Origin of the sequence: Staphylococcus sp. HMSC055A09 (assembly GCF_001809655.1) — a bacterium.
GTDB classification, from domain to species: Bacteria; Bacillota; Bacilli; order Staphylococcales; family Staphylococcaceae; genus Staphylococcus; species Staphylococcus capitis.
Window position 1 is genome coordinate 23793 of sequence record NZ_KV798367.1, and the last position, 19914, is coordinate 43706.

Below are 19914 nucleotides of genomic sequence, written 5' to 3' on the forward strand. Positions count from 1 at the left end.
CATTCTTAGTAAGCTGTTACATATATTTTGAAAAATGGAGGAACGGAAATGAACGTAGCAAAATATATAGATCATACTTTACTAAAACCTGATTCAACTAGAGAACAAATTGATAAAATTCTTGAAGAAGCTAAAAAGTATCAATTCAAATCAGTGTGCATTAATCCAACTCATGTTAGTTATGCAAGTCAACAATTACTAGATACAGATGTACTTGTGTGTACTGTAATCGGATTTCCATTAGGGGCAACTACGACTGACGTAAAGGTCTTCGAAACTGAAAATGCAATTAAAAATGGTGCTTCAGAAATAGATATGGTTATTAATATTGGGGCTTTAAAAGATCAACGCTATGATGAAGTGCAAAAAGATATTGAGGGTGTTATCGCAGCTGCTAATGGAAAAACAGTTAAAGTGATAATTGAAACAGTACTTTTAACTGATGAAGAAAAAGTTAAGGCTTGTGAATTAGCTGAAAAAGCAGGCGCTACTTTTGTTAAAACATCTACAGGATTTGCTGGTGGGGGAGCTACACCAGAAGACGTCAAATTAATGAAAGATACTGTAGGCAACCGCTTAGAAGTAAAAGCGTCTGGAGGAGTGAGAAGTCTAGAAGACTTTGAAAAAATGATTGAAGCAGGTGCGACAAGAATTGGTGCAAGTGCGGGAGTCCAAATTATAGAGGGTCTTGATTCCAACTCAGATTATTAAAAGATTCATTTAAGGGAATGATTTTTATGAGAATGATAGATATTATTGAGAAAAAACGTGACGGACATGCGCTAACAGAAGAAGAGATTGAATTTTTTATTAATGGTTATACGAAAGGTGACATCCCTGATTATCAAGCTTCGAGTTTAGCTATGGCCATCTTTTTCCAAGATATGAACCAAGAAGAAAGAGCAGCAATGACGATGGCAATGGTTAATTCAGGAGATAAGATTGATTTATCTCAAATTCAAGGTGTAAAAGTGGATAAGCACTCTACTGGTGGTGTAGGAGATACGACAACACTAGTATTAGCGCCTTTAGTAGCGTCATTGGGTGTACCTGTAGCTAAAATGAGTGGTCGTGGTTTAGGTCATACTGGTGGAACGATTGATAAATTAGAATCAGTAAATGGTTTTAATGTAGAGATAAGTGAACAAGAATTTATTAAACTTGTTAATGAAAACAAAGTTGCTGTTATAGGTCAATCTGGAAATTTAACACCAGCTGATAAAAAACTATATGCACTAAGAGATGTGACGGGTTCTGTTAATTCTATTTCATTAATCGCGTCATCAATTATGAGTAAAAAAATCGCAGCTGGTGCAGATGCAATTGTTCTTGATGTTAAAACCGGGAGCGGTGCTTTCATGAAAACGTTAGAGGAAGCAGAAGCATTAGCACATGCAATGGTAAGTATAGGTAATAATGTAGGTAGAAATACTATGGCGATTATTTCTGATATGAGCCAACCATTGGGTCGTGCAATTGGTAATGCTTTAGAATTAAAAGAAGCGATTGAGACACTAAAAGGCCAAGGGCCAAAAGATTTAACGGAACTTGTATTAACATTAGGCTCACAAATGGTAGTGTTAGCTCAAAAAGCTCAATCATTAGAAGAAGCACGTCAAATGCTTGAGGAAGCTATTCAATCAGGTAAAGCTTTAGAGAAATTTAAAACCTTTATTAGTCACCAAGGTGGTGATTCGTCTATTGTTGATAACCCAGATAAGTTGCCTCATGCACGCTATCAAATTCATTTTCAAGCGAAAAAGGATGGCGTGATTACCAAGATGATTGCAAATGAAATCGGTGTTGCTTCAATGATGCTTGGTGCAGGACGTCAAACTAAAGAAGATAAAATTGATTTAGGTGTAGGGATTGTTCTAAATAAAAAAGTTGGGGATTCTGTCAAACAAGGAGATAATATTCTCACTATTCATAGCAATAAAGAAAATGTTAATGAAATATTAGACAAATTAGACGAGAGTATTACAATTGAAGAAAAAGGTGAAACACCAACCTTAATTCACAAAATTATAACCGAGTAGGAGATGTAAAGAATGACTACAGCGTTTAATCGAATCCATCTTATCGTTATGGACTCAGTAGGTATTGGTGAGGGTCCAGATGCGGCTGCATTTAAAGATGAGGGTTCTCATACACTCAAACACACTTTAGAAGGATTTAATCAAGAACTTCCAAATTTACAACGACTTGGATTAGGAAATATTGATTCTTTACCAGTAGTTTCTAAGGTTGAAAAACCAGGTGCATTTTATACAAAATTGAGCGAAGCTTCTGTTGGTAAAGATACAATGACTGGGCATTGGGAAATTATGGGTTTAAATATTATGCAACCATTTAAAGTATATCCTAATGGTTTCCCAGATGAACTTGTTAAGGAAATTGAAGAGATGACAGGACGTAAAGTTGTTGCAAATCGTCCCGCTTCAGGTACTCAAATCATCGATGAGTGGGGCGAACATCAAATGAAGACAGGCGATTTAATTGTTTACACAAGTGCTGACCCTGTACTTCAAATTGCTGCTCATGAAGATATCATTCCACTTGATGAATTATATGATATATGTGAAAAAGTTCGTGAATTAACTAAAGACCCTAAGTATTTAATTGGACGTATTATTGCAAGACCATATGTAGGTGAACCTGGCAACTTTACACGTACATCAAATCGCCATGATTATGCATTGAAACCTTTTGGTAAAACAGTGATGAATACGTTAAAAGATAATGATTACGATGTCATTGCTATTGGTAAAATTAATGATATTTATGATGGTGAAGGTGTGACAGAAGCCATTCGTACCAAAAATAATATGGATGGTATGGACAAACTCATTGAAGTAGTACAAAAAGACTTCAAAGGGATTAGTTTCTTAAATTTAGTAGACTTTGATGCGCTTTATGGTCACCGACGAGATAAAGAAGGCTATGCTCAAGCTATTAAAGACTTTGATAATCGTTTACCGGAATTAATTGAACACTTACAAGAAGACGATTTAGTGATTATTACAGCTGATCACGGAAATGACCCAATAGCCGATGGTACGGATCATACACGCGAATATATACCAGTATTAATGTTTAGTCCTAAGATTAATCAGTATCATGAACTATCTCAAGACACGACATTTAGTTCAATCGGTGCTACAATTGCAGATAACTTCAACGTAGAATTACCAGAATACGGTAAAAGTTATTTAAAAGAAATGGGAGTTGAACATAAATGAAATTCTTAAGATTTCTATTAGGAATCGCATTTGGAACAGCTGGTGTATTACATTTTACGAATGAACGTCAATTTAGAAATATTGTTCCAGATTATTTACCTTTACAAAAAACAGCTGTATTAGTTACAGGTGTTTTTGAAATCTTCTTTGGAATGATGCTATTAATTCAAAGACCAGCAAGTTGGTTGAAGAAAGGAATTAACTTATTCCTATTAGCAGTATTCCCTGCAAATATTTATATGGCACGTAAAAAATTACCATTGGGTGATAAAGAAGTTCCTAAATGGGCACTTTATTTAAGATTACCATTACAATTTGTATTAATGGGTATTGTTAAGAAACTATAATTCATTATTGAACTACAACTGCTATTGAGTAGTTGTAGTTTTATTTTTTTTTAAATGAAACAAATGTTTGTCGGTATTTTTGAAGCAAGTGTTGATGGTGATTTTGATGAATCTTCTTCTTTATTGGAAGATTTATTGGGACGTAAACCTCAAGATATCGTTGAAATTCTAAATAATAAATAATTATGTAGTAAAAGAAAGACTCTAGATCATCTTGCGATAAGCAAGTAAATCTAGAGTCTTATTTAATATTAAATTCATTTATTTTTCCGTACCGTAAATATCATTCCATTGGTCGTGTTTATTTAAGAAAGCTTGAGCAATTTCTTTAGCACCTTCTAATGAATGGCTTGCTGCCCATCCACATTGCACTTCATTACAAGCTGGCACTTCTGTAGCATTTAAGACATCGTTCAATGTCTTTTCAACAATATTTAAAACATCATCATAATCGTCATGATTAATAAATGATACATAGAAACCAGTTTGGCAACCCATAGGACTTAAATCAACAACTTTATCAGTGTGATTTCTAATGTTTTCGGCCATTAAGTGTTCTAAAGAATGTAAACCAGGCATTTCCATATGTTCTTTATTAGGTTGTTTGAAACGGATGTCATATTTATGGATAATATCTCCATTCAATCCTTCCATCGTACCCGCTAAACGGATAAATGGTGCAACAACTTTAGTATGATCTAAATTAAAACTTTCAACGTTCATTTTAGGCATGATTGTATCCTCCTTATTGCAATTACGCAATTTATTGTTCATTTCAATAATTTGATTGTAACAATCCTCGATGTGAATGACAATTTTGAAAAAAGTAGCAAAGCAATTAGCGTTTGAATTGTAAGAAAATTGTGTATATATGTTAAAAAGTAATGACAACAATTATTTATTCCGATAGAATAAGTAATAATTAAATTGAGGAAAGTGAAAAAAGCTAGTGTATGTTAGAAAAAAGTTAGTTATCTTTCCTCCTCTTTAAGTAATAGTTTTGAGTAATAATCATTAAATAATGAGTATGAATAAAGTATAAACTGAATTAAGCTAGTAAGGTTTTCAAGGGAGTTAGGTACAATGAGTGCAAAACAAGAGATATTAGATTTTATAGAAAATAAAAAATATGATTATGTTGAAATCAGTCATCGTATTCATGAGCGCCCTGAACTAGGAAATGAAGAAATATTTGCGTCAAGAACGTTAATCGATATTCTAAAATTGCATGAATTCGAAATAGAAACAGATATTGCTGGACATGCTACAGGTTTTATTGCCTCATACGAGTCTGATAAACCAGGTCCTACAATTGGTTTCTTAGCAGAATATGATGCACTACCTGGACTAGGACATGCATGTGGTCACAATATTATTGGAACAGCAAGCGTTCTAGGGGGTACAGCTTTAAAACAAGTTATAGACGAGATAGGTGGTAAAGTTGTTGTACTAGGATGTCCGGCTGAAGAAGGTGGAGAAAATGGTTCTGCTAAAGCGTCTTATGTTAAAGCAGGCATTATAGAAGATATAGATGTTGCGCTCATGGTACATCCAGGTAATGAAACATATCGTACCATCAACACTCTGGCAGTGGATGTATTAGATATTCAATTCTATGGACGAAGTGCTCATGCTTCTGAAAATGCAAACGAAGCACTTAATGCCCTTGATGCCATGATTTCTTATTTCAATGGTGTTGCACAGTTAAGGCAACATATAAAAAAGGGACAACGTGTACATGGCGTTATATTAGATGGTGGGAAAGCTGCAAATATTATACCTGATTATACACATGCTCGTTTTTATACCAGAGCTACATCTCGTAAAGAACTAGATGTATTAACAGAAAAGGTGAAGGAAATTGCGCGTGGGGCAGCCATTCAAACAGGTTGTGATTATGAATTTGGTCCCATTCAAAACGGTGTGAATGAATTTATCAAATCGCCTAAATTAGATGACTTATTTGAAAAGTATGCTGAAGAAATGGGAGAGGAAGTCATTAATGATGACTTCGGTTATGGTTCAACAGATACGGGTAACGTGAGTCACATAGTTCCAACTATTCATCCTCATATTAAAATCGGTTCACGTAATCTTGTAGGGCATACACATCGTTTCAGAGAAGCGGCTGCAAGTGTTCATGGTGATCAAGCTTTAATAAGAGGAGCTAAAATCTTAGCCTTAATGGGCTTAGAATTAATTGAAAATGAGAAGTTATTCAATGAAATTGTTGAAGAACATACTCATATAAAGGGGCATGTTAAATAATGAATGAAAAAGTAAATGGTCCGATGTTGACTTTAAGTGATTTATACAATGATGATGTGGTTTATACATCTAGACCTTCATATATCTCTAATCCATGGTTAAAACCTGATGAACATCAATCTAATTTTTTAACTGGAAGAGAATTACTCATCGCTAATCGCTTTCCAGTTATTGTGCATGAAGCAAGTGTTACTGAGAAATTAGCATACCTATTTAAATTAGTAGGAAAGCAAATTCCAACTCACATTTACAAGTTTAATAATAAAGAGACATATGAAGAATTATTACAAACTTTAGCTCATAAAGATGGTAAGAAAATTTATTTTCAATATATACATGATGAAGATATTTTAGAGAAAGAGTATTATGCACTTAATAAAGACATATTTGTTGCTTTAAATAATAAATCAAGGATACCTGAATGGACGAACAACAAATATTTACCTGATAGAGAGATTGTACCTATAGAAGAATTTGAAACTCGAATTAAGTCTTGGTCTTATCCATTCGTAATTAAACCCGGAGATGACTTACCTACAGCAGGTGGCTATGGTGTAATGATTTGCTACAATGATCAAGATTTAGAACAAGCTAAAATTCGCATTAAAGAAGCCACTGAAGCTACAGATTATTTAATAATTGAACAAAAAATTGAAGCGGTTAATAACTACTGCGTTCAATATGCTTATGCTCCTGATTTGGGAATTAAATATTTAGGTACAGCCCAACAACTAACGAATGAGTATGGTTTTTATAACGGGAATGAAAATGTTAATGATGTACCTCAGCATGTCATTGATGCCGGCAAAGAAATTATGGAGATAGGTGTGAGTAAAGGATTCTTTGGGGTTGCTGGATTTGATTTGTTAGTAGATAAAAATAATGACGTCTTTGCAATTGATTTGAATTTTAGACAAAATGGTTCAACAAGTATGTTGTTGCTCGCAAAGGATTTAGCAAAAGGATATCATAAATTTTATAGTTATTTTTCTAACGGTGATAATACACATTTTTATAATACAATTATTAAATATATCAAGAAGGGTGTTCTTTATCCACTTTCATATTATGATGGCGATTGGTATGGCAAAGATAAAGTGAATTCTCGATTTGGATGTATATGGCACGGATCAAGTAAAGAAGAAATTATTCAGCATGAAAGTGAGTTTATTAAAGAATTAGGTTTATAAGTCATACTCGACAAATGCAAATAGATATTTAGTAAAATTTATATTTTCGAAATTTTCAGAAATAACCAGATTTAATTACAGGATATAACGAAATAATATTATTAATTGTACACGATTGACTATCAATTATTAGTCGTTTAACATTTAAATTGACACACTATACGAATAACTAATGAATTGAGGGTTTGACATGTCGTACAAATATGAAGCATTTTTCAAGGATATTTTAATAAACGAATATATTTATTTTGCTTCAAAAAATAAGAAGTTAGTAAGGTTAAATCAAAAAGAACAATCTTATATTGCTATGTGGACAGATGAAGCTATGGCTGAATCATATTTATCTCAACATTCTATAGATTATGATAAGGTTGTTCGAGCTGATATTGACAGATTCGTCACTTATGAATTAGATGATTTATTTGATGAAGGTGATGAAATCTTAGTTAATGTAAATAATGAAGAAGATGGACAACTAGTGGATGTTATTAAAATGACTGATGAATTGATGTCAGAACTTGATGACATCAGAATTAAAGAATTTGTTAAAGATGTAGCTAAATATGATGAAGTTTATGGTTTAACTAATAAAAATGAGAAAAACTTTGTCATGATTAGTGATGATGAACATCAAAAACCTCATATTATGCCGGTTTGGAGTATTAAAAATCGTGCGTCTAAGGTACGAGATGAAGATTTTGAGGAATGTGAAATTATCGAAATTGAAGGTAAAGTTTTTGGAGAGTGGTTAGATAAGTTACGTGATGATGATAAAGCAGTAGCTATTGACTTAAAACCTGGAGTCGTGGGCACAGTTGTATCTGCACAAAAATTATCTAACGAAATAACTTTTTAACTTATTAAATAATGACAACGGTAGTGAATGGGAAAATTAATTTTAAAAAATTATTTTCCTTTAACTCACTACCGTTGTTTTATTATTTACAAATGTAAAGCACCTAGTGCACCTGAAAATGCACCATTCTCAATATAATAAGGTTTAAAACCTCTCAATACTGTATAATTTTCAATTACTTCACGTAGTAAATTATTATTATTAAATGATGAACCTATATATACTACATTTTCGGTTTGATACTCACGCGCTAAGGTAATAGCCATTGTTGTAATGACTTCACCAACTACACCAATCACTGATGAAAGCTTATCTGCGGATGAGAAATTGTTATCTAGGTGATGTAACACATTCCCAAAGTTTGCAGCAGTTAAATCTCCTGAAATAGGTGGTTCGCTGTCTTTGTATATATGTTTGACTTTTAAATCAATAGAATCCCGGTCGCCTTTTTGTGCTAAATTAGTAAGCTCTGTATAGTCAGTAATATTTGATAACAAGTAACCTAACCCTTGAATCATACCGCCACCGGTGCCTACACCACCCACACGTTGTTGATCCTGACCATCAAAATAGTGCAATGAAGTCCCTGTACCAACATTAGCAAATATGTAAGTATCAATATGATGACCTTGTTCTTCCAACAATATACGCAATCCTCTGGACGATGCATCAAATTCAACATAGCTTTGGGCTGAAATTTTGATATGCTCAGCAATGACGCCAGCATTACCACCAGTTAAGTTAAGCGACTCAATGTCTTCATTATTTAGCCAGTCAATGACTTTATCAATATTTGTTGTAAGTTCTGTTCGATAAAAGCGTTCATTACCTTGTTCTTGAACTATCTTTATTAATGTACCTCCGGCATCAATACCTACCTTCATTTGACTCTCACTCCACATTAAAAATATGTCACTCACTATAGTATATTAAAATCTCTGAAAAACAAGCATTATTTAAATAAATTTATATTTAAGGTTGTTTAATTACTTAATAGGGTAATGCTATTGTAAGATAAATTTTCAAAAAGAAAATTGAGCTAAATAGTAATCAATATTTATTTCATATATAATAGAAGTTGTAATTAACAAATAGGGGATTAAATAAATGTTTATCAAAAAAGAATTTGAAGGTATTACAGTCCAAGTGTTTGAAGAAAAGTATCGTGAAGCAGTGAATGAATTTAAATTAAGTGAGAGACAGCAGATTTATTCCTCATTACCTAAAACAGTTTTGGATGATGCTTTAAATGATGAAAACAGAGTAGCCAATATTGCAATGAATCAAGAGGGACAAGTGGTGGGATTCTTTGTCTTACATCAATATTATCAACATGAAGGCTATGATACACCTGAAAATGTCGTTTATGTTCGATCTCTATCAGTAAATGAGAAATATCAAGGTCATGGTTATGGAACGAAGATGATGATGTTCTTACCTCAATATGTGCAAGAATTATTCCCAGATTTTAATCATTTGTATCTAGTAGTTGATGCTGAAAATAAAGGAGCGTGGAACGTTTATGAACGCGCTGGCTTTATGCACACTGCTACTAAAGAGGAAGGCCCTATTGGTAAAGAACGACTCTATTATTTAGACTTAGATTCTAAACATGTTTCTTCACTTCGCTTAGTTGAAAGCGAAACTTCAAATGAGGCTAATATTCATGTAATTAATTTACTTAAAGATAATGAAAAAGTTGGATTTATTGCTATTGAACAGATTGAAGATAGAATGAGAATTTCAGCAATAGAAGTTAATAAAGAGCATCGTAACGAAGGTATAGCGGAAAGTGCTCTAAGACAATTGCCAACTTATATTCGTAAACATTTTGATGATATCAAGGTTTTGGCTATAACGTTATATGGAGAGAATAATGAATTAAAACCTTTATGTGATAATAGTAATTTTGTGGTTATTGAAGAAGCTGAAGACTATGTTCTATTTGAGAAGTATATCAACTACTAGTCTATCAACTGAAAGTTTACATCAATTGAACTACGAGTAGTGATTGCTAAATCAGTAGTTGTCATTTATAATTTATTTTTGTTACTATTAATTAATGAAAATTTGACGTTTAAATAAGAGAAAAATCCTTTGAAAGGAAGTATTTTAATGAAAATTCAAGATTACACAAAAGAAATGGTTGATGAGAAGTCATTTATCGATATGGCTTACACTTTATTAAATGATAAACAAACAACAATGAATTTATACGATATTATCGACGAGTTCAAATCTCTGGGTGGTTATGAGTACGATGATATTGAGAATCGTGTTGTTCAATTCTATACTGATCTTAATACAGATGGTCGTTTCTTAAATGTCGGCGAAAATCAATGGGGGCTTCGCGATTGGTACTCTGTAGACGATATTGAAGAAAAGATTGCACCTACAATTCAAAAATTTGATATTCTTGATGACGATGATGAAGAAGATCAAAACCTTAAATTATTAGGTGAAGATGATATTGATGAGGACGATGATATTCCTGCTGAAACTGATGATCAAGAAACTTTAAATGATCCAGAAGACGAAGAAGTAGAAGAAGAAATCAATGATTCAGATATCGTGATTGAAGAAGATGACGATGATGATATTGCTGAAGAGGAAGAAGAAGAATTTGAAGATGAGGAAGACTTCAACGACTAATTCTTATTTTCTGAACTTTAAAGTGGGACTTTTATTTTTAATTAAAAGATGATAGAATTTTATTCGGGCTCATTTAATTAGGACACGTGTATTAACTAGATACGCTCCCCCTTACAATTGTTGTGAGAGGGAGCGTTTTTTTATTTTTAAATAACTAAATATTTTAAAGTGAACAGAATTGTAGAGTAATTTAAAATCTATAAACATGTCATATCATGGTCGTCATGTTACTCACAATTTTAATTAATATAATAACAACGAGGTAGCAACCCTAAATTATACAGGAGGTCAGACAATGACAAAATTTATTTTTGTAACAGGCGGAGTAGTGTCATCATTAGGAAAAGGGATTACGGCCGCTTCTCTAGGAAGATTGCTTAAGGATAGAGGTCTTAAAGTTACAATTCAAAAATTTGATCCATATTTAAATGTGGATCCAGGTACAATGAGTCCATATCAACATGGTGAGGTATTTGTAACTGATGATGGCGCAGAAACAGACTTAGACTTAGGTCACTATGAGCGTTTTATCGATATTAATTTAAATAAATATTCAAATGTGACTGCAGGTAAAGTTTACTCTCATGTATTAAAGAAAGAACGTCGTGGTGATTACTTAGGTGGCACAGTACAAGTTATCCCACATATTACAAATGAAATTAAAGAAAGATTATTATTAGCTGGAGAAAGTACAAACGCTGACGTTGTTATTACAGAAATAGGTGGTACGACAGGTGATATTGAATCACTTCCATTCTTAGAGGCAATTCGTCAAATAAGAAGTGATTTAGGCCGCGATAATGTAATGTATGTACATTGTACTTTATTACCTTACATTAAAGCAGCAGGTGAAATGAAGACGAAACCAACTCAACACAGTGTAAAAGAATTACGTGGATTAGGAATTCAACCTGATTTAATTGTTGTTAGAACAGAATACGAAATGACTCAAGATTTAAAAGACAAAATTGCATTATTCTGTGATATAAACAAAGAAAGCGTGATTGAATGTCGCGATGCTGAATCACTTTATGAAATTCCACTTCAATTAAGTGACCAAGATATGGACGATATCGTCATTAAACGTCTACAATTAAACGCTAAGTATGAAACTCAACTTGATGAGTGGGAGCACTTATTAGATACGGTAAATCATCTTGATGGTAAGATTACAATAGGATTAGTTGGTAAATATGTTAGCTTACAAGACGCATATTTATCAGTTGTTGAATCATTAAAACACGCCGGCTATCCATTCAAGAAAGATGTTGTTGTTAAATGGATAGATTCAAGCGAAGTGACTGATAATAACGTTGAAAGTTATTTATCTGATGTTGATGGTATCTTAGTTCCAGGTGGTTTCGGTTTCCGTGCAAGTGAAGGTAAAATTTCAGCAATTAAATACGCCCGTGAAAACAACATTCCTTTCTTTGGAATTTGTTTAGGTATGCAACTAGCTACAGTTGAATATGCACGTAATGTTTTAGGTTTGGAGGGCGCACATTCAGCTGAGTTAGATCCAAGTACACCATACCCAATAATTGATTTATTACCTGAACAGAAAGATATTGAAGATTTAGGTGGTACACTTCGACTTGGTTTATACCCTTGTCATATTAAAGAAGGTACACTTGCAGAATCTATTTATTCTGAAAATGACATCGAAGAACGTCATCGTCATCGTTATGAATTTAACAATGAATTTAGAGAGCAATTAGAAGATAATGGAATGGTATTCTCAGGTACAAGCCCTGATGGACGTTTAGTAGAGATTGTTGAAATTCCGGAAAATGACTTCTTCATTGCATGTCAATTCCACCCTGAATTCTTATCAAGACCAAACCGTCCTCAACCAATATTTAAATCATTTATTGAAGCTTCACTTAAATATCAACAACAATAATCATTAATTGATTATATATAAAAATTTAGATAAATAAGTATTAAAACTAAAGCAGTAAGAAGATTGATAACAATCTTTTTACTGTTTTTTTATCTGTATATTGTGTCGTGTGCTTTCACATTCGTAAGAGGCTACTTTTACAAATAAACAGACTATATAAATAAACTACTTTTAAAATATAAAAAAAGAGATTGCTAATTTTTTTATAGCAATCTCAATTTTTTTAGTGTAACTTGAGTTAATGTTTAAAATAATGAAGTGTATAAATTTATGAAAATTTAATATGAATAGCGATAAGTTTGATACCTGATTATATAGTTTGCGCAATTGTAGAAACTTAAGTTATAGATTTAAATCTCGTGTCATCTCTATCATTTGAGTGTAAATTTCATAATATACATAATTAAATGCCATCGCATGAGGTTGAACAATCTTATCGTAATCTTCAGTATAAACAATAGGTCTAGGTGTTGAAAGGTTAACGTAATGCATTAAATGTTCTGGAAAATCATCACGTTTTGGATTGTTACAAACTAATACAAAATCGACATCTAATTCAATTAAACGTTGAACGTCTTGCTCTACATCCTCATTGTAAAAAGGTGAGAATAAAAACACTCTATCTGTAGAATCAATTTCACTCATAGATTTTAAGTCATCTAGTGAACGGCTTGATTCGAGCTTTTCATTACTATTCAATACAAAAGCTTCATAAAATTTTAAATCTTCATATCCTTTAACATAAACATAACCCTCACCGCCAATAGCTTGTATTAAACATTGTGCTGCCATTTGTATATCTAATGCTTGCTTTTCAAGCCTATTAAAGATACCAGTCAATTGTGTATTTAGAATTTTTGACATGATTTTCCTCCATTCTTTTCAATAAAACATTTTAAATAATACATTATAGTAATGCAATATTTGACTGATTGTTAAAATGAATGCGGTTGCAACAGTTTAAAATCTAAGGATTGTGAAAATTATTAATATTATATAAAGTATTCGAATGCATTAACTATGTATTTTTGATATAATGATTTTTGAAAAATACGTGCACTTATGCACTCAAGGAGGAACTTTCATGCCTTTAGTTTCAATGAAAGAAATGTTAATTGATGCGAAAGAAAACGGTTATGCAGTTGGTCAATACAACTTAAATAACCTTGAGTTTACACAAGCTATTTTAGAAGCTTCACAAGAAGAGAATGCACCAGTTATTTTAGGTGTATCTGAAGGTGCTGCTCGTTATATGAGTGGTTTCTACACTGTAGTAAAAATGGTTGAAGGTTTAATTCACGATTTAAACATTACAATTCCAGTTGCAATTCACTTAGACCATGGTTCAAGTTTCGAAAAATGTAAAGAAGCGATTGATGCTGGATTCACTTCAGTAATGATTGACGCTTCACATAGTCCATTCGAAGAAAATATTGAAATTACTTCTAAAGTAGTTGAATATGCACATGAAAGAGGCGTTTCTGTAGAAGCTGAATTAGGTACGGTAGGCGGACAAGAAGACGACGTAGTAGCTGACGGCGTTATCTACGCTGATCCTAAAGAATGCCAAGAATTAGTTGAAAAGACTGGCATTGATACTTTAGCACCTGCATTAGGTTCAGTTCATGGTCCTTACAAAGGTGAACCAAAATTAGGATTTAAAGAAATGGAAGAAATTGGTGCTTCTACTGGATTACCATTAGTATTACATGGTGGAACTGGTATCCCAACTAAAGACATTCAAAAAGCAATTCCTTATGGTACTGCTAAAATCAATGTAAATACTGAAAACCAAATTGCTTCAGCTAAAGCTGTTCGTGATGTATTAAATAACGATAAAAATGTTTACGATCCTCGTAAATATTTAGGACCAGCTCGTGAAGCAATTAAAGAAACAGTAAAAGGTAAAATTAGAGAATTCGGAACTTCTAACCGAGCTAAATAATTTGATAAATCATTATCATAGACCATTGAACAAAGGTTTCAATGGTCTTTTTTATGGAATATTTTAGAAGATGAATACTGATAGAATTCCCTTTTAATCAAGGTTTTAAAATGCATAACGACGGGAGTTTACCACTAGTAAATGAGCTAGGCATGAATGAAATGACAATGAGTGAAAGGGTTTGTCTACAGTCTGAGCCCATTGAACAAAGGTTTCAATAGTCTTATTTATGCTATACTTGAATCAGAATGAAATTCATTTAAATGAATTTCCTCAAATTAATCAGATGTTACATAAAAATAAAAGATATATAAATCATAAATAAACAAAAATTTAACGATTAAGAAGTTGTATATGAGGTAATAGTCTAATATTAATTATTAGAGTATTATTATTTAGCGAGAAACTTTGACACTATTTATGTGTAAAGTTGCTAAAATAACTTAACATTGATTAGATTTGAACTATTTTACAAACAAAGTAAAATTATTTTATAATGCTAATAATGTGAAATTTTAAAACGAAGGAAACAAAGGAGATAAATCATATGGTTCAAGAGGTAATAAAAATAAGAGGTGGACAAACACTAAAAGGAGAAGTAGAAATTAGTGGAGCGAAAAATAGTGCAGTAGCTATAATCCCCGCAACTTTATTAGCTCAAGGACATGTAAAGTTGGAAGGTCTTCCCCAAATCTCTGATGTAAAAACTTTAGTAAGTTTGTTAGAAGATTTAAATATTAACACGACTTTAAAAGGCAAAGAATTGGATGTAGATACAACTGAAATTGAAAATGCGCCGTTACCTAATAATAAGGTTGAATCATTGCGTGCATCTTATTATATGATGGGAGCGATGCTAGGACGTTTTAAAAAATGTGTCATTGGGCTACCAGGTGGATGTCCATTAGGACCACGTCCTATTGATCAACATATAAAAGGTTTCAAAGCATTAGGGGCAGAAATTGATGAATCAAGCGATACTTCTATGAAAATTGAAGCTAAAGAATTAAAAGGTGCAAATATCTTTTTAGATATGGTTAGTGTTGGTGCTACAATAAATATTATGCTTGCTGCTGTACATGCTAAAGGTCAGACTGTCATTGAAAATGCAGCTAAAGAACCTGAAGTTGTAGATGTCGCTAACTTTTTAATGAGTATGGGAGCTAAGATTAAAGGCGCAGGAACAACTACCATCAAAATTAATGGCGTGGAAGAGTTGCACGGTTCAGAATATCAAATTATTCCTGATAGAATTGAAGCTGGTTCTTATATGTGTATGGCTGCTGCTATGGGTGAAGAAGTTGTATTAAATAATATTGTACCTAAGCATGTAGAAGCGTTAACTGTTAAATTGAGAGAGCTTGGTGTTGATATCCAAATAGATGATGAGAAAGCAATTATTCGTAAACAATCACCATATAAAAATGTTGATATCAAAACTTTAGTTTATCCTGGCTTTGCTACGGATCTTCAACAACCTATTACACCATTATTATTTATGACTAATGGGCCATCATTTGTTACAGATACAATTTATCCAGCTAGATTTAAACACGTTGATGAACTACAACGTATGGGCGCAAATATTTATGCTGATGAAGGTACAGCAACTATTAAACCTTCGCGTCTGGAAGGAACAGAAGTATATGCAAGTGATTTACGTGCCGGTGCATGTTTAATTACTGCGGGATTAATCGCTGAAGGTGTAACAACAATATTCAATGTAAAACATATATACAGAGGTTATACAAATATTGTTGAACATTTAAAATCACTTGGAGCAGATATTTGGACTGAAGAAATTTAAGGTTTTATGGTATAATATTTATATTAATAATTGGAAGACAATAGAGAAATGCCTACAATTATAAGCATATTAAATGTGAGGTGAGGCAAATGGAAATCTGTCCATATCTTGAAGAAACCTTCAAAATTGTTGGTCGTAGTTGGAATGGGCTAATTATTAATTATTTATCAAGATGTGAAAGTCAATCAGCTCACTTTTCCGATATGAAAAGAGATCTAAAGACGATTACTCCTAGAGCTTTGAGCTTAAAATTAACCGACCTAGGAGAATGGAAACTAGTAGAGAAGCAAATTATTTCATCTAGCCCATTAGAAATTGTTTATCAATTGACTGATAAAGGACAAGCTTTAGCCGAAGCATTAAAGCCTATGGAAGCTTGGGCACAAAAATACGTTGAGTTAGAAGCAAATTCTTCAAAATAAATAAGACATGATGAACTGTTTATAAAGTAAAAAACTTTATAAGCAGTTTTTTATGTAGATGCAAAATGATGCTTTATAATTTCCAATATAAAATGAATTGAGCGTAATTCATTTTGGTGTTGCATATGTTTAAAGTAACGCTTTAAAGGATAGAATACACATATAACTTTTCTAAGGAGTGAAGATTTAATATGAGAAATTTCACTAAACAATATATTAATGGCGAATGGGTTGATAGTGCGAGTGGCGAAACAATTGACGTAATCAATCCTGCAACTGAAGAAGTGATGGGATCTGTAGCTAACGGAAATGAAGAAGATGTTAACAAAGCTGTTGAAGCGGCAGACAAAGTTTATTTAGAATTTCGTCATAGTTCAGTTGAAGAACGTAGAAACTTGTTAGATAAAATTGTAAAAGAATATGAAAATAGAAAAGACGATATTATACAAGCGATTACAGATGAATTAGGTTCTCCATTATCTGTTTCTGAAAATGTTCACTATCAAATGGGACTAAATCACTTTACGGCAGCAAGAGATGCTTTAGATAATTTTGAATTTGAAGAGCAACGTGGAGATGATTTAGTAGTTAAAGAAGCTATTGGTGTCTCAGGATTAGTTACACCTTGGAATTTCCCTACTAATCAAACATCATTAAAATTAGCTGCTGCATTTGCTGCAGGTAGTCCAGTAGTTCTTAAACCTTCTGAAGAAACACCATTTGCAGCTATTATCTTAGCAGAAATCTTTGATAAAGTTGGCGTACCTAAAGGTGTATTCAATTTAGTTAATGGCGATGGTGAAGGTGTAGGAAATCCATTAAGTGAACACCCTAAAGTGAGAATGATGTCATTTACTGGTTCTGGCCCAACAGGATCTAAAATCATGGAAAAAGCTGCAAAAGACTTCAAAAAAGTGTCTCTTGAATTAGGAGGAAAATCTCCTTATATCGTTCTTGACGATGCTGATATCAAGGAAGCAGCTAAAGCTACAACTGGCAAAGTTGTTAATAACACTGGCCAAGTATGTACTGCAGGTACACGTGTACTTATACCTGAAAGCATTAAAGAAGATTTCTTAACAGCAGTTAAAGAAGAATTTAGCCAAGTTAAAGTAGGAGATCCTCGTGAAGATGGTACACAGGTCGGACCAATTATCAGCAAAAAACAATTCGATCAAGTTCAAGACTATATTGATAAAGGCGTAAATGAAGGTGCTGAATTATTCTACGGTGGCCCTGGTAAACCAGAAGGCCTTGATAAAGGTTATTTCGCACGTCCAACTATTTTCATCAATGTAGATAACCATATGACAATTGCTCAAGAAGAAATCTTCGGTCCAGTTATGTCAGTGATCACTTATAATGATTTAGATGAAGCAATTGAAATTGCTAATGATACTAAATATGGTCTTGCTGGCTACGTTATTGGTAAAGATCAAGAGACTTTACGTAAAGTAGCATGTTCAGTTGAGGCAGGAACTATTGAAATCAATGAAGCTGGCAGAAAACCTGACTTACCATTCGGAGGTTATAAACAATCAGGTTTAGGTCGTGAATGGGGCGACTATGGTATAGAAGAATTCTTAGAAGTTAAATCAATTGCTGGTTATTTTAAATAATTGAACAAATTAATTAAAACTTGCAATTAAACGATGCACGGAACTATATTAGTTCCGTGTTTTGTTTTTATTGTTATATTTTCTAAATTCATTTTGTAATTAAATTGAAAATTTGCTATAGTTATTCTAGTAATTAGAAGGTCATGACACATTTGAATATAAAATAAAGACGATAAGGCTTACTGAAATTCTTAAATTTTACTCGCACATCTTAAAATTTAAAAATTTCATTTAACGTCTATATTTAATATTTATATGTCAAAGTCTCGCAATATAAAAAATAATGAAATGGGTGCAAGTCTATGCCTGAAAGAGAACGAACATCTCCTCAGTATGAATCTTTCCACGAATTATACAAAAACAACACTACTAAAGAGCTCACTCAAAAAGCCAAATCTTTAAAATTAACAAATTATAGTAAATTAAATAAGAAAGAGTTAGTTTTAGCTATCATGGAAGCTCAAATGGAGAAAGATGGCAACTACTACATGGAAGGTATCCTTGATGATATTCAACAGGATGGGTATGGTTTCCTTAGAACCGTTAACTATTCTAAAGGTGAAAAGGATATATATATTTCTGCAAGTCAAATCCGACGTTTTGAGATCAAACGTGGAGACAAAGTAACTGGTAAAGTACGTAAACCGAAAGATAATGAAAAATATTATGGGTTACTTCAAGTCGATTTTGTGAATGATCAAAATGCAGAAGAAGTTAAAAAACGCCCTCATTTCCAAGCGTTAACGCCGCTCTATCCGGAAGAAAGAATTTTATTAGAAACGCTTCCGACTAATTATTCAACTCGAATTATGGATTTAGTGACGCCGATTGGTTTAGGGCAACGTGGTTTAATTGTAGCGCCACCTAAAGCAGGTAAAACAAGTTTATTAAAAGAGATTGCTAATGCGATTGCTACAAATAAACCTGAAGCTCAACTTTTTATTTTACTAGTAGGTGAACGACCTGAAGAGGTAACTGATATTGAACGTTCAGTTGAATCTGCGGAAGTAGTGCACTCCACTTTTGATGAACCGCCAGAACATCATGTCAAAGTAGCAGAATTATTATTAGAACGTGCTAAAAGATTAGTTGAAATAGGTGAAGATGTTATCATCTTAATGGATTCTATTACACGTTTAGCACGTGCTTATAACCTTGTAATCCCACCGAGTGGACGTACGCTATCTGGTGGTTTAGACCCTGCTTCACTGCATAAACCTAAAGCATTTTTCGGTGCAGCAAGGAACATTGAAGCAGGTGGTAGTTTAACCATATTAGCTACTGCACTTGTTGAAACTGGTTCAAGAATGGATGATATGATTTACGAGGAATTTAAAGGTACAGGTAACATGGAATTACACCTTGATCGTAAATTATCAGAACGCCGTATCTTCCCAGCAATTGACATTGGTCGTAGTTCAACACGTAAAGAAGAATTACTTATTACGAAAGCTGAACTTGACTCATTATGGCAATTACGTAACTTGTTCACAGACTCTACAGACTTTACTGAACGTTTTATTCGCAAGTTAAAACGCTCTAAAAATAATAAAGACTTCTTTTCACAATTACAAAAGTCAGCAGAAGAAAGTACAAAGACAGGTAAACCAATTATCTAAGTTATCTTTGATAAAGGGTTGCGTTTTGATTTGATAACTATTAT

General features: G+C 32.9%; 18 protein-coding genes. 15 read left to right on the plus strand and 3 right to left on the minus strand.

Annotated elements, in window-relative coordinates; translation table 11 throughout:
* Positions 1 to 48: 48 nt before the first annotated feature.
* From deoC to HMPREF2642_RS05225, 4 genes are read left to right on the plus strand one after another with little or no spacing between them, the layout of a single operon-like run.
* Complete coding sequence (gene deoC / locus HMPREF2642_RS05210) at positions 49 to 711, plus strand: deoxyribose-phosphate aldolase (protein WP_002435874.1); 663 nt, start codon at positions 49 to 51, stop codon at positions 709 to 711.
* 26 nt (positions 712 to 737) lie between these two features.
* A complete protein-coding gene (locus tag HMPREF2642_RS05215) occupies positions 738 to 2039 on the plus strand; it encodes a pyrimidine-nucleoside phosphorylase (RefSeq protein WP_070597714.1) in 1302 nt (433 codons plus the stop codon).
* Between the two features lie 12 nt (positions 2040 to 2051).
* On the plus strand, positions 2052 to 3242 hold the full coding sequence (gene deoB / locus HMPREF2642_RS05220) for a phosphopentomutase (RefSeq protein ID WP_002435879.1): 1191 nt from the start codon (positions 2052 to 2054) through the stop codon (positions 3240 to 3242).
* Positions 3239 to 3589, plus strand: a complete 351-nt coding sequence (locus HMPREF2642_RS05225; protein ID WP_023351341.1) for a DoxX family protein — start codon at positions 3239 to 3241, stop codon at positions 3587 to 3589. The genes deoB and HMPREF2642_RS05225 overlap by 4 nt, the downstream gene beginning before the upstream one ends.
* Before the next feature lie 261 nt (positions 3590 to 3850).
* On the opposite strand, the gene HMPREF2642_RS05230 is transcribed toward HMPREF2642_RS05225, so the two are convergent.
* A complete protein-coding gene (locus HMPREF2642_RS05230) occupies positions 3851 to 4321 on the minus strand; it encodes an S-ribosylhomocysteine lyase (protein ID WP_070597715.1) in 471 nt (156 codons plus the stop codon).
* A 351-nt stretch (positions 4322 to 4672) separates the two neighbouring features.
* Between HMPREF2642_RS05230 and HMPREF2642_RS05235 the strand changes: the two genes are divergently transcribed.
* The 3 genes from HMPREF2642_RS05235 to HMPREF2642_RS05245 all read left to right on the plus strand — a co-directional run bounded on the left by HMPREF2642_RS05235 (position 4673) and on the right by HMPREF2642_RS05245 (position 7903).
* On the plus strand, positions 4673 to 5857 hold the full coding sequence (locus tag HMPREF2642_RS05235) for a M20 family metallopeptidase (protein WP_049427254.1): 1185 nt from the start codon (positions 4673 to 4675) through the stop codon (positions 5855 to 5857).
* Positions 5857 to 7047: an L-aspartate--L-methionine ligase LdmS gene (locus HMPREF2642_RS05240; RefSeq protein WP_049427256.1), complete on the plus strand. Its 1191-nt coding sequence runs from the start codon at positions 5857 to 5859 to the stop codon at positions 7045 to 7047. Before HMPREF2642_RS05235 ends, HMPREF2642_RS05240 begins: the two co-directional genes overlap by 1 nt.
* A 190-nt stretch (positions 7048 to 7237) precedes the next feature.
* On the plus strand, positions 7238 to 7903 hold the full coding sequence (locus HMPREF2642_RS05245) for a DUF2750 domain-containing protein (RefSeq protein WP_002469798.1): 666 nt from the start codon (positions 7238 to 7240) through the stop codon (positions 7901 to 7903).
* Between the two features lie 86 nt (positions 7904 to 7989).
* Here the strand turns inward: HMPREF2642_RS05245 and coaW are convergent, their stop codons facing one another.
* A complete protein-coding gene (coaW, locus tag HMPREF2642_RS05250) occupies positions 7990 to 8787 on the minus strand; it encodes a type II pantothenate kinase (RefSeq protein ID WP_049427259.1) in 798 nt (265 codons plus the stop codon).
* A 223-nt stretch (positions 8788 to 9010) separates the two neighbouring features.
* Between coaW and HMPREF2642_RS05255 the strand changes: the two genes are divergently transcribed.
* The 3 genes from HMPREF2642_RS05255 to HMPREF2642_RS05265 all read left to right on the plus strand — a co-directional run bounded on the left by HMPREF2642_RS05255 (position 9011) and on the right by HMPREF2642_RS05265 (position 12458).
* Positions 9011 to 9871, plus strand: coding sequence for a GNAT family N-acetyltransferase (locus HMPREF2642_RS05255; RefSeq protein ID WP_023351346.1), 861 nt, complete (start codon positions 9011 to 9013; stop codon positions 9869 to 9871).
* A gap of 147 nt (positions 9872 to 10018) precedes the next feature.
* Positions 10019 to 10555 (plus strand): DNA-directed RNA polymerase subunit delta, encoded by a 537-nt coding sequence (rpoE, locus tag HMPREF2642_RS05260; RefSeq protein ID WP_002435872.1) that lies wholly within the window; start codon positions 10019 to 10021, stop codon positions 10553 to 10555.
* A 295-nt stretch (positions 10556 to 10850) separates the two neighbouring features.
* Positions 10851 to 12458: a CTP synthase gene (locus HMPREF2642_RS05265; protein ID WP_049427260.1), complete on the plus strand. Its 1608-nt coding sequence runs from the start codon at positions 10851 to 10853 to the stop codon at positions 12456 to 12458.
* Positions 12459 to 12800: 342 nt separating this feature from the next.
* Here the strand turns inward: HMPREF2642_RS05265 and HMPREF2642_RS05270 are convergent, their stop codons facing one another.
* Positions 12801 to 13322: a DUF2529 domain-containing protein gene (locus tag HMPREF2642_RS05270; RefSeq protein ID WP_002435809.1), complete on the minus strand. Its 522-nt coding sequence runs from the start codon at positions 13320 to 13322 to the stop codon at positions 12801 to 12803.
* A gap of 220 nt (positions 13323 to 13542) precedes the next feature.
* Between HMPREF2642_RS05270 and fdaB the strand changes: the two genes are divergently transcribed.
* The 5 genes from fdaB (at position 13543) to rho (ending at position 19870) form a co-directional block, all read left to right on the plus strand.
* Positions 13543 to 14403, plus strand: coding sequence for a class IIb fructose-bisphosphate aldolase FdaB (gene fdaB, locus HMPREF2642_RS05275; RefSeq protein WP_049427263.1), 861 nt, complete (start codon positions 13543 to 13545; stop codon positions 14401 to 14403).
* 547 nt (positions 14404 to 14950) lie between these two features.
* Complete coding sequence (locus tag HMPREF2642_RS05280; protein WP_049427265.1) at positions 14951 to 16210, plus strand: UDP-N-acetylglucosamine 1-carboxyvinyltransferase; 1260 nt, start codon at positions 14951 to 14953, stop codon at positions 16208 to 16210.
* A gap of 89 nt (positions 16211 to 16299) precedes the next feature.
* The gene (locus HMPREF2642_RS05285) at positions 16300 to 16632 is read left to right on the plus strand and encodes a winged helix-turn-helix transcriptional regulator (RefSeq protein WP_002435794.1); all 333 of its coding nucleotides are present in this window, start codon (positions 16300 to 16302) and stop codon (positions 16630 to 16632) included.
* Positions 16633 to 16823: 191 nt separating this feature from the next.
* Entirely contained in the window at positions 16824 to 18251 is a 1428-nt protein-coding gene (locus tag HMPREF2642_RS05290) for an aldehyde dehydrogenase family protein (protein ID WP_049427266.1), read from the plus strand.
* A gap of 302 nt (positions 18252 to 18553) precedes the next feature.
* Positions 18554 to 19870, plus strand: a complete 1317-nt coding sequence (rho, locus tag HMPREF2642_RS05295; protein WP_049427267.1) for a transcription termination factor Rho — start codon at positions 18554 to 18556, stop codon at positions 19868 to 19870.
* Positions 19871 to 19914 lie beyond the last annotated feature (44 nt).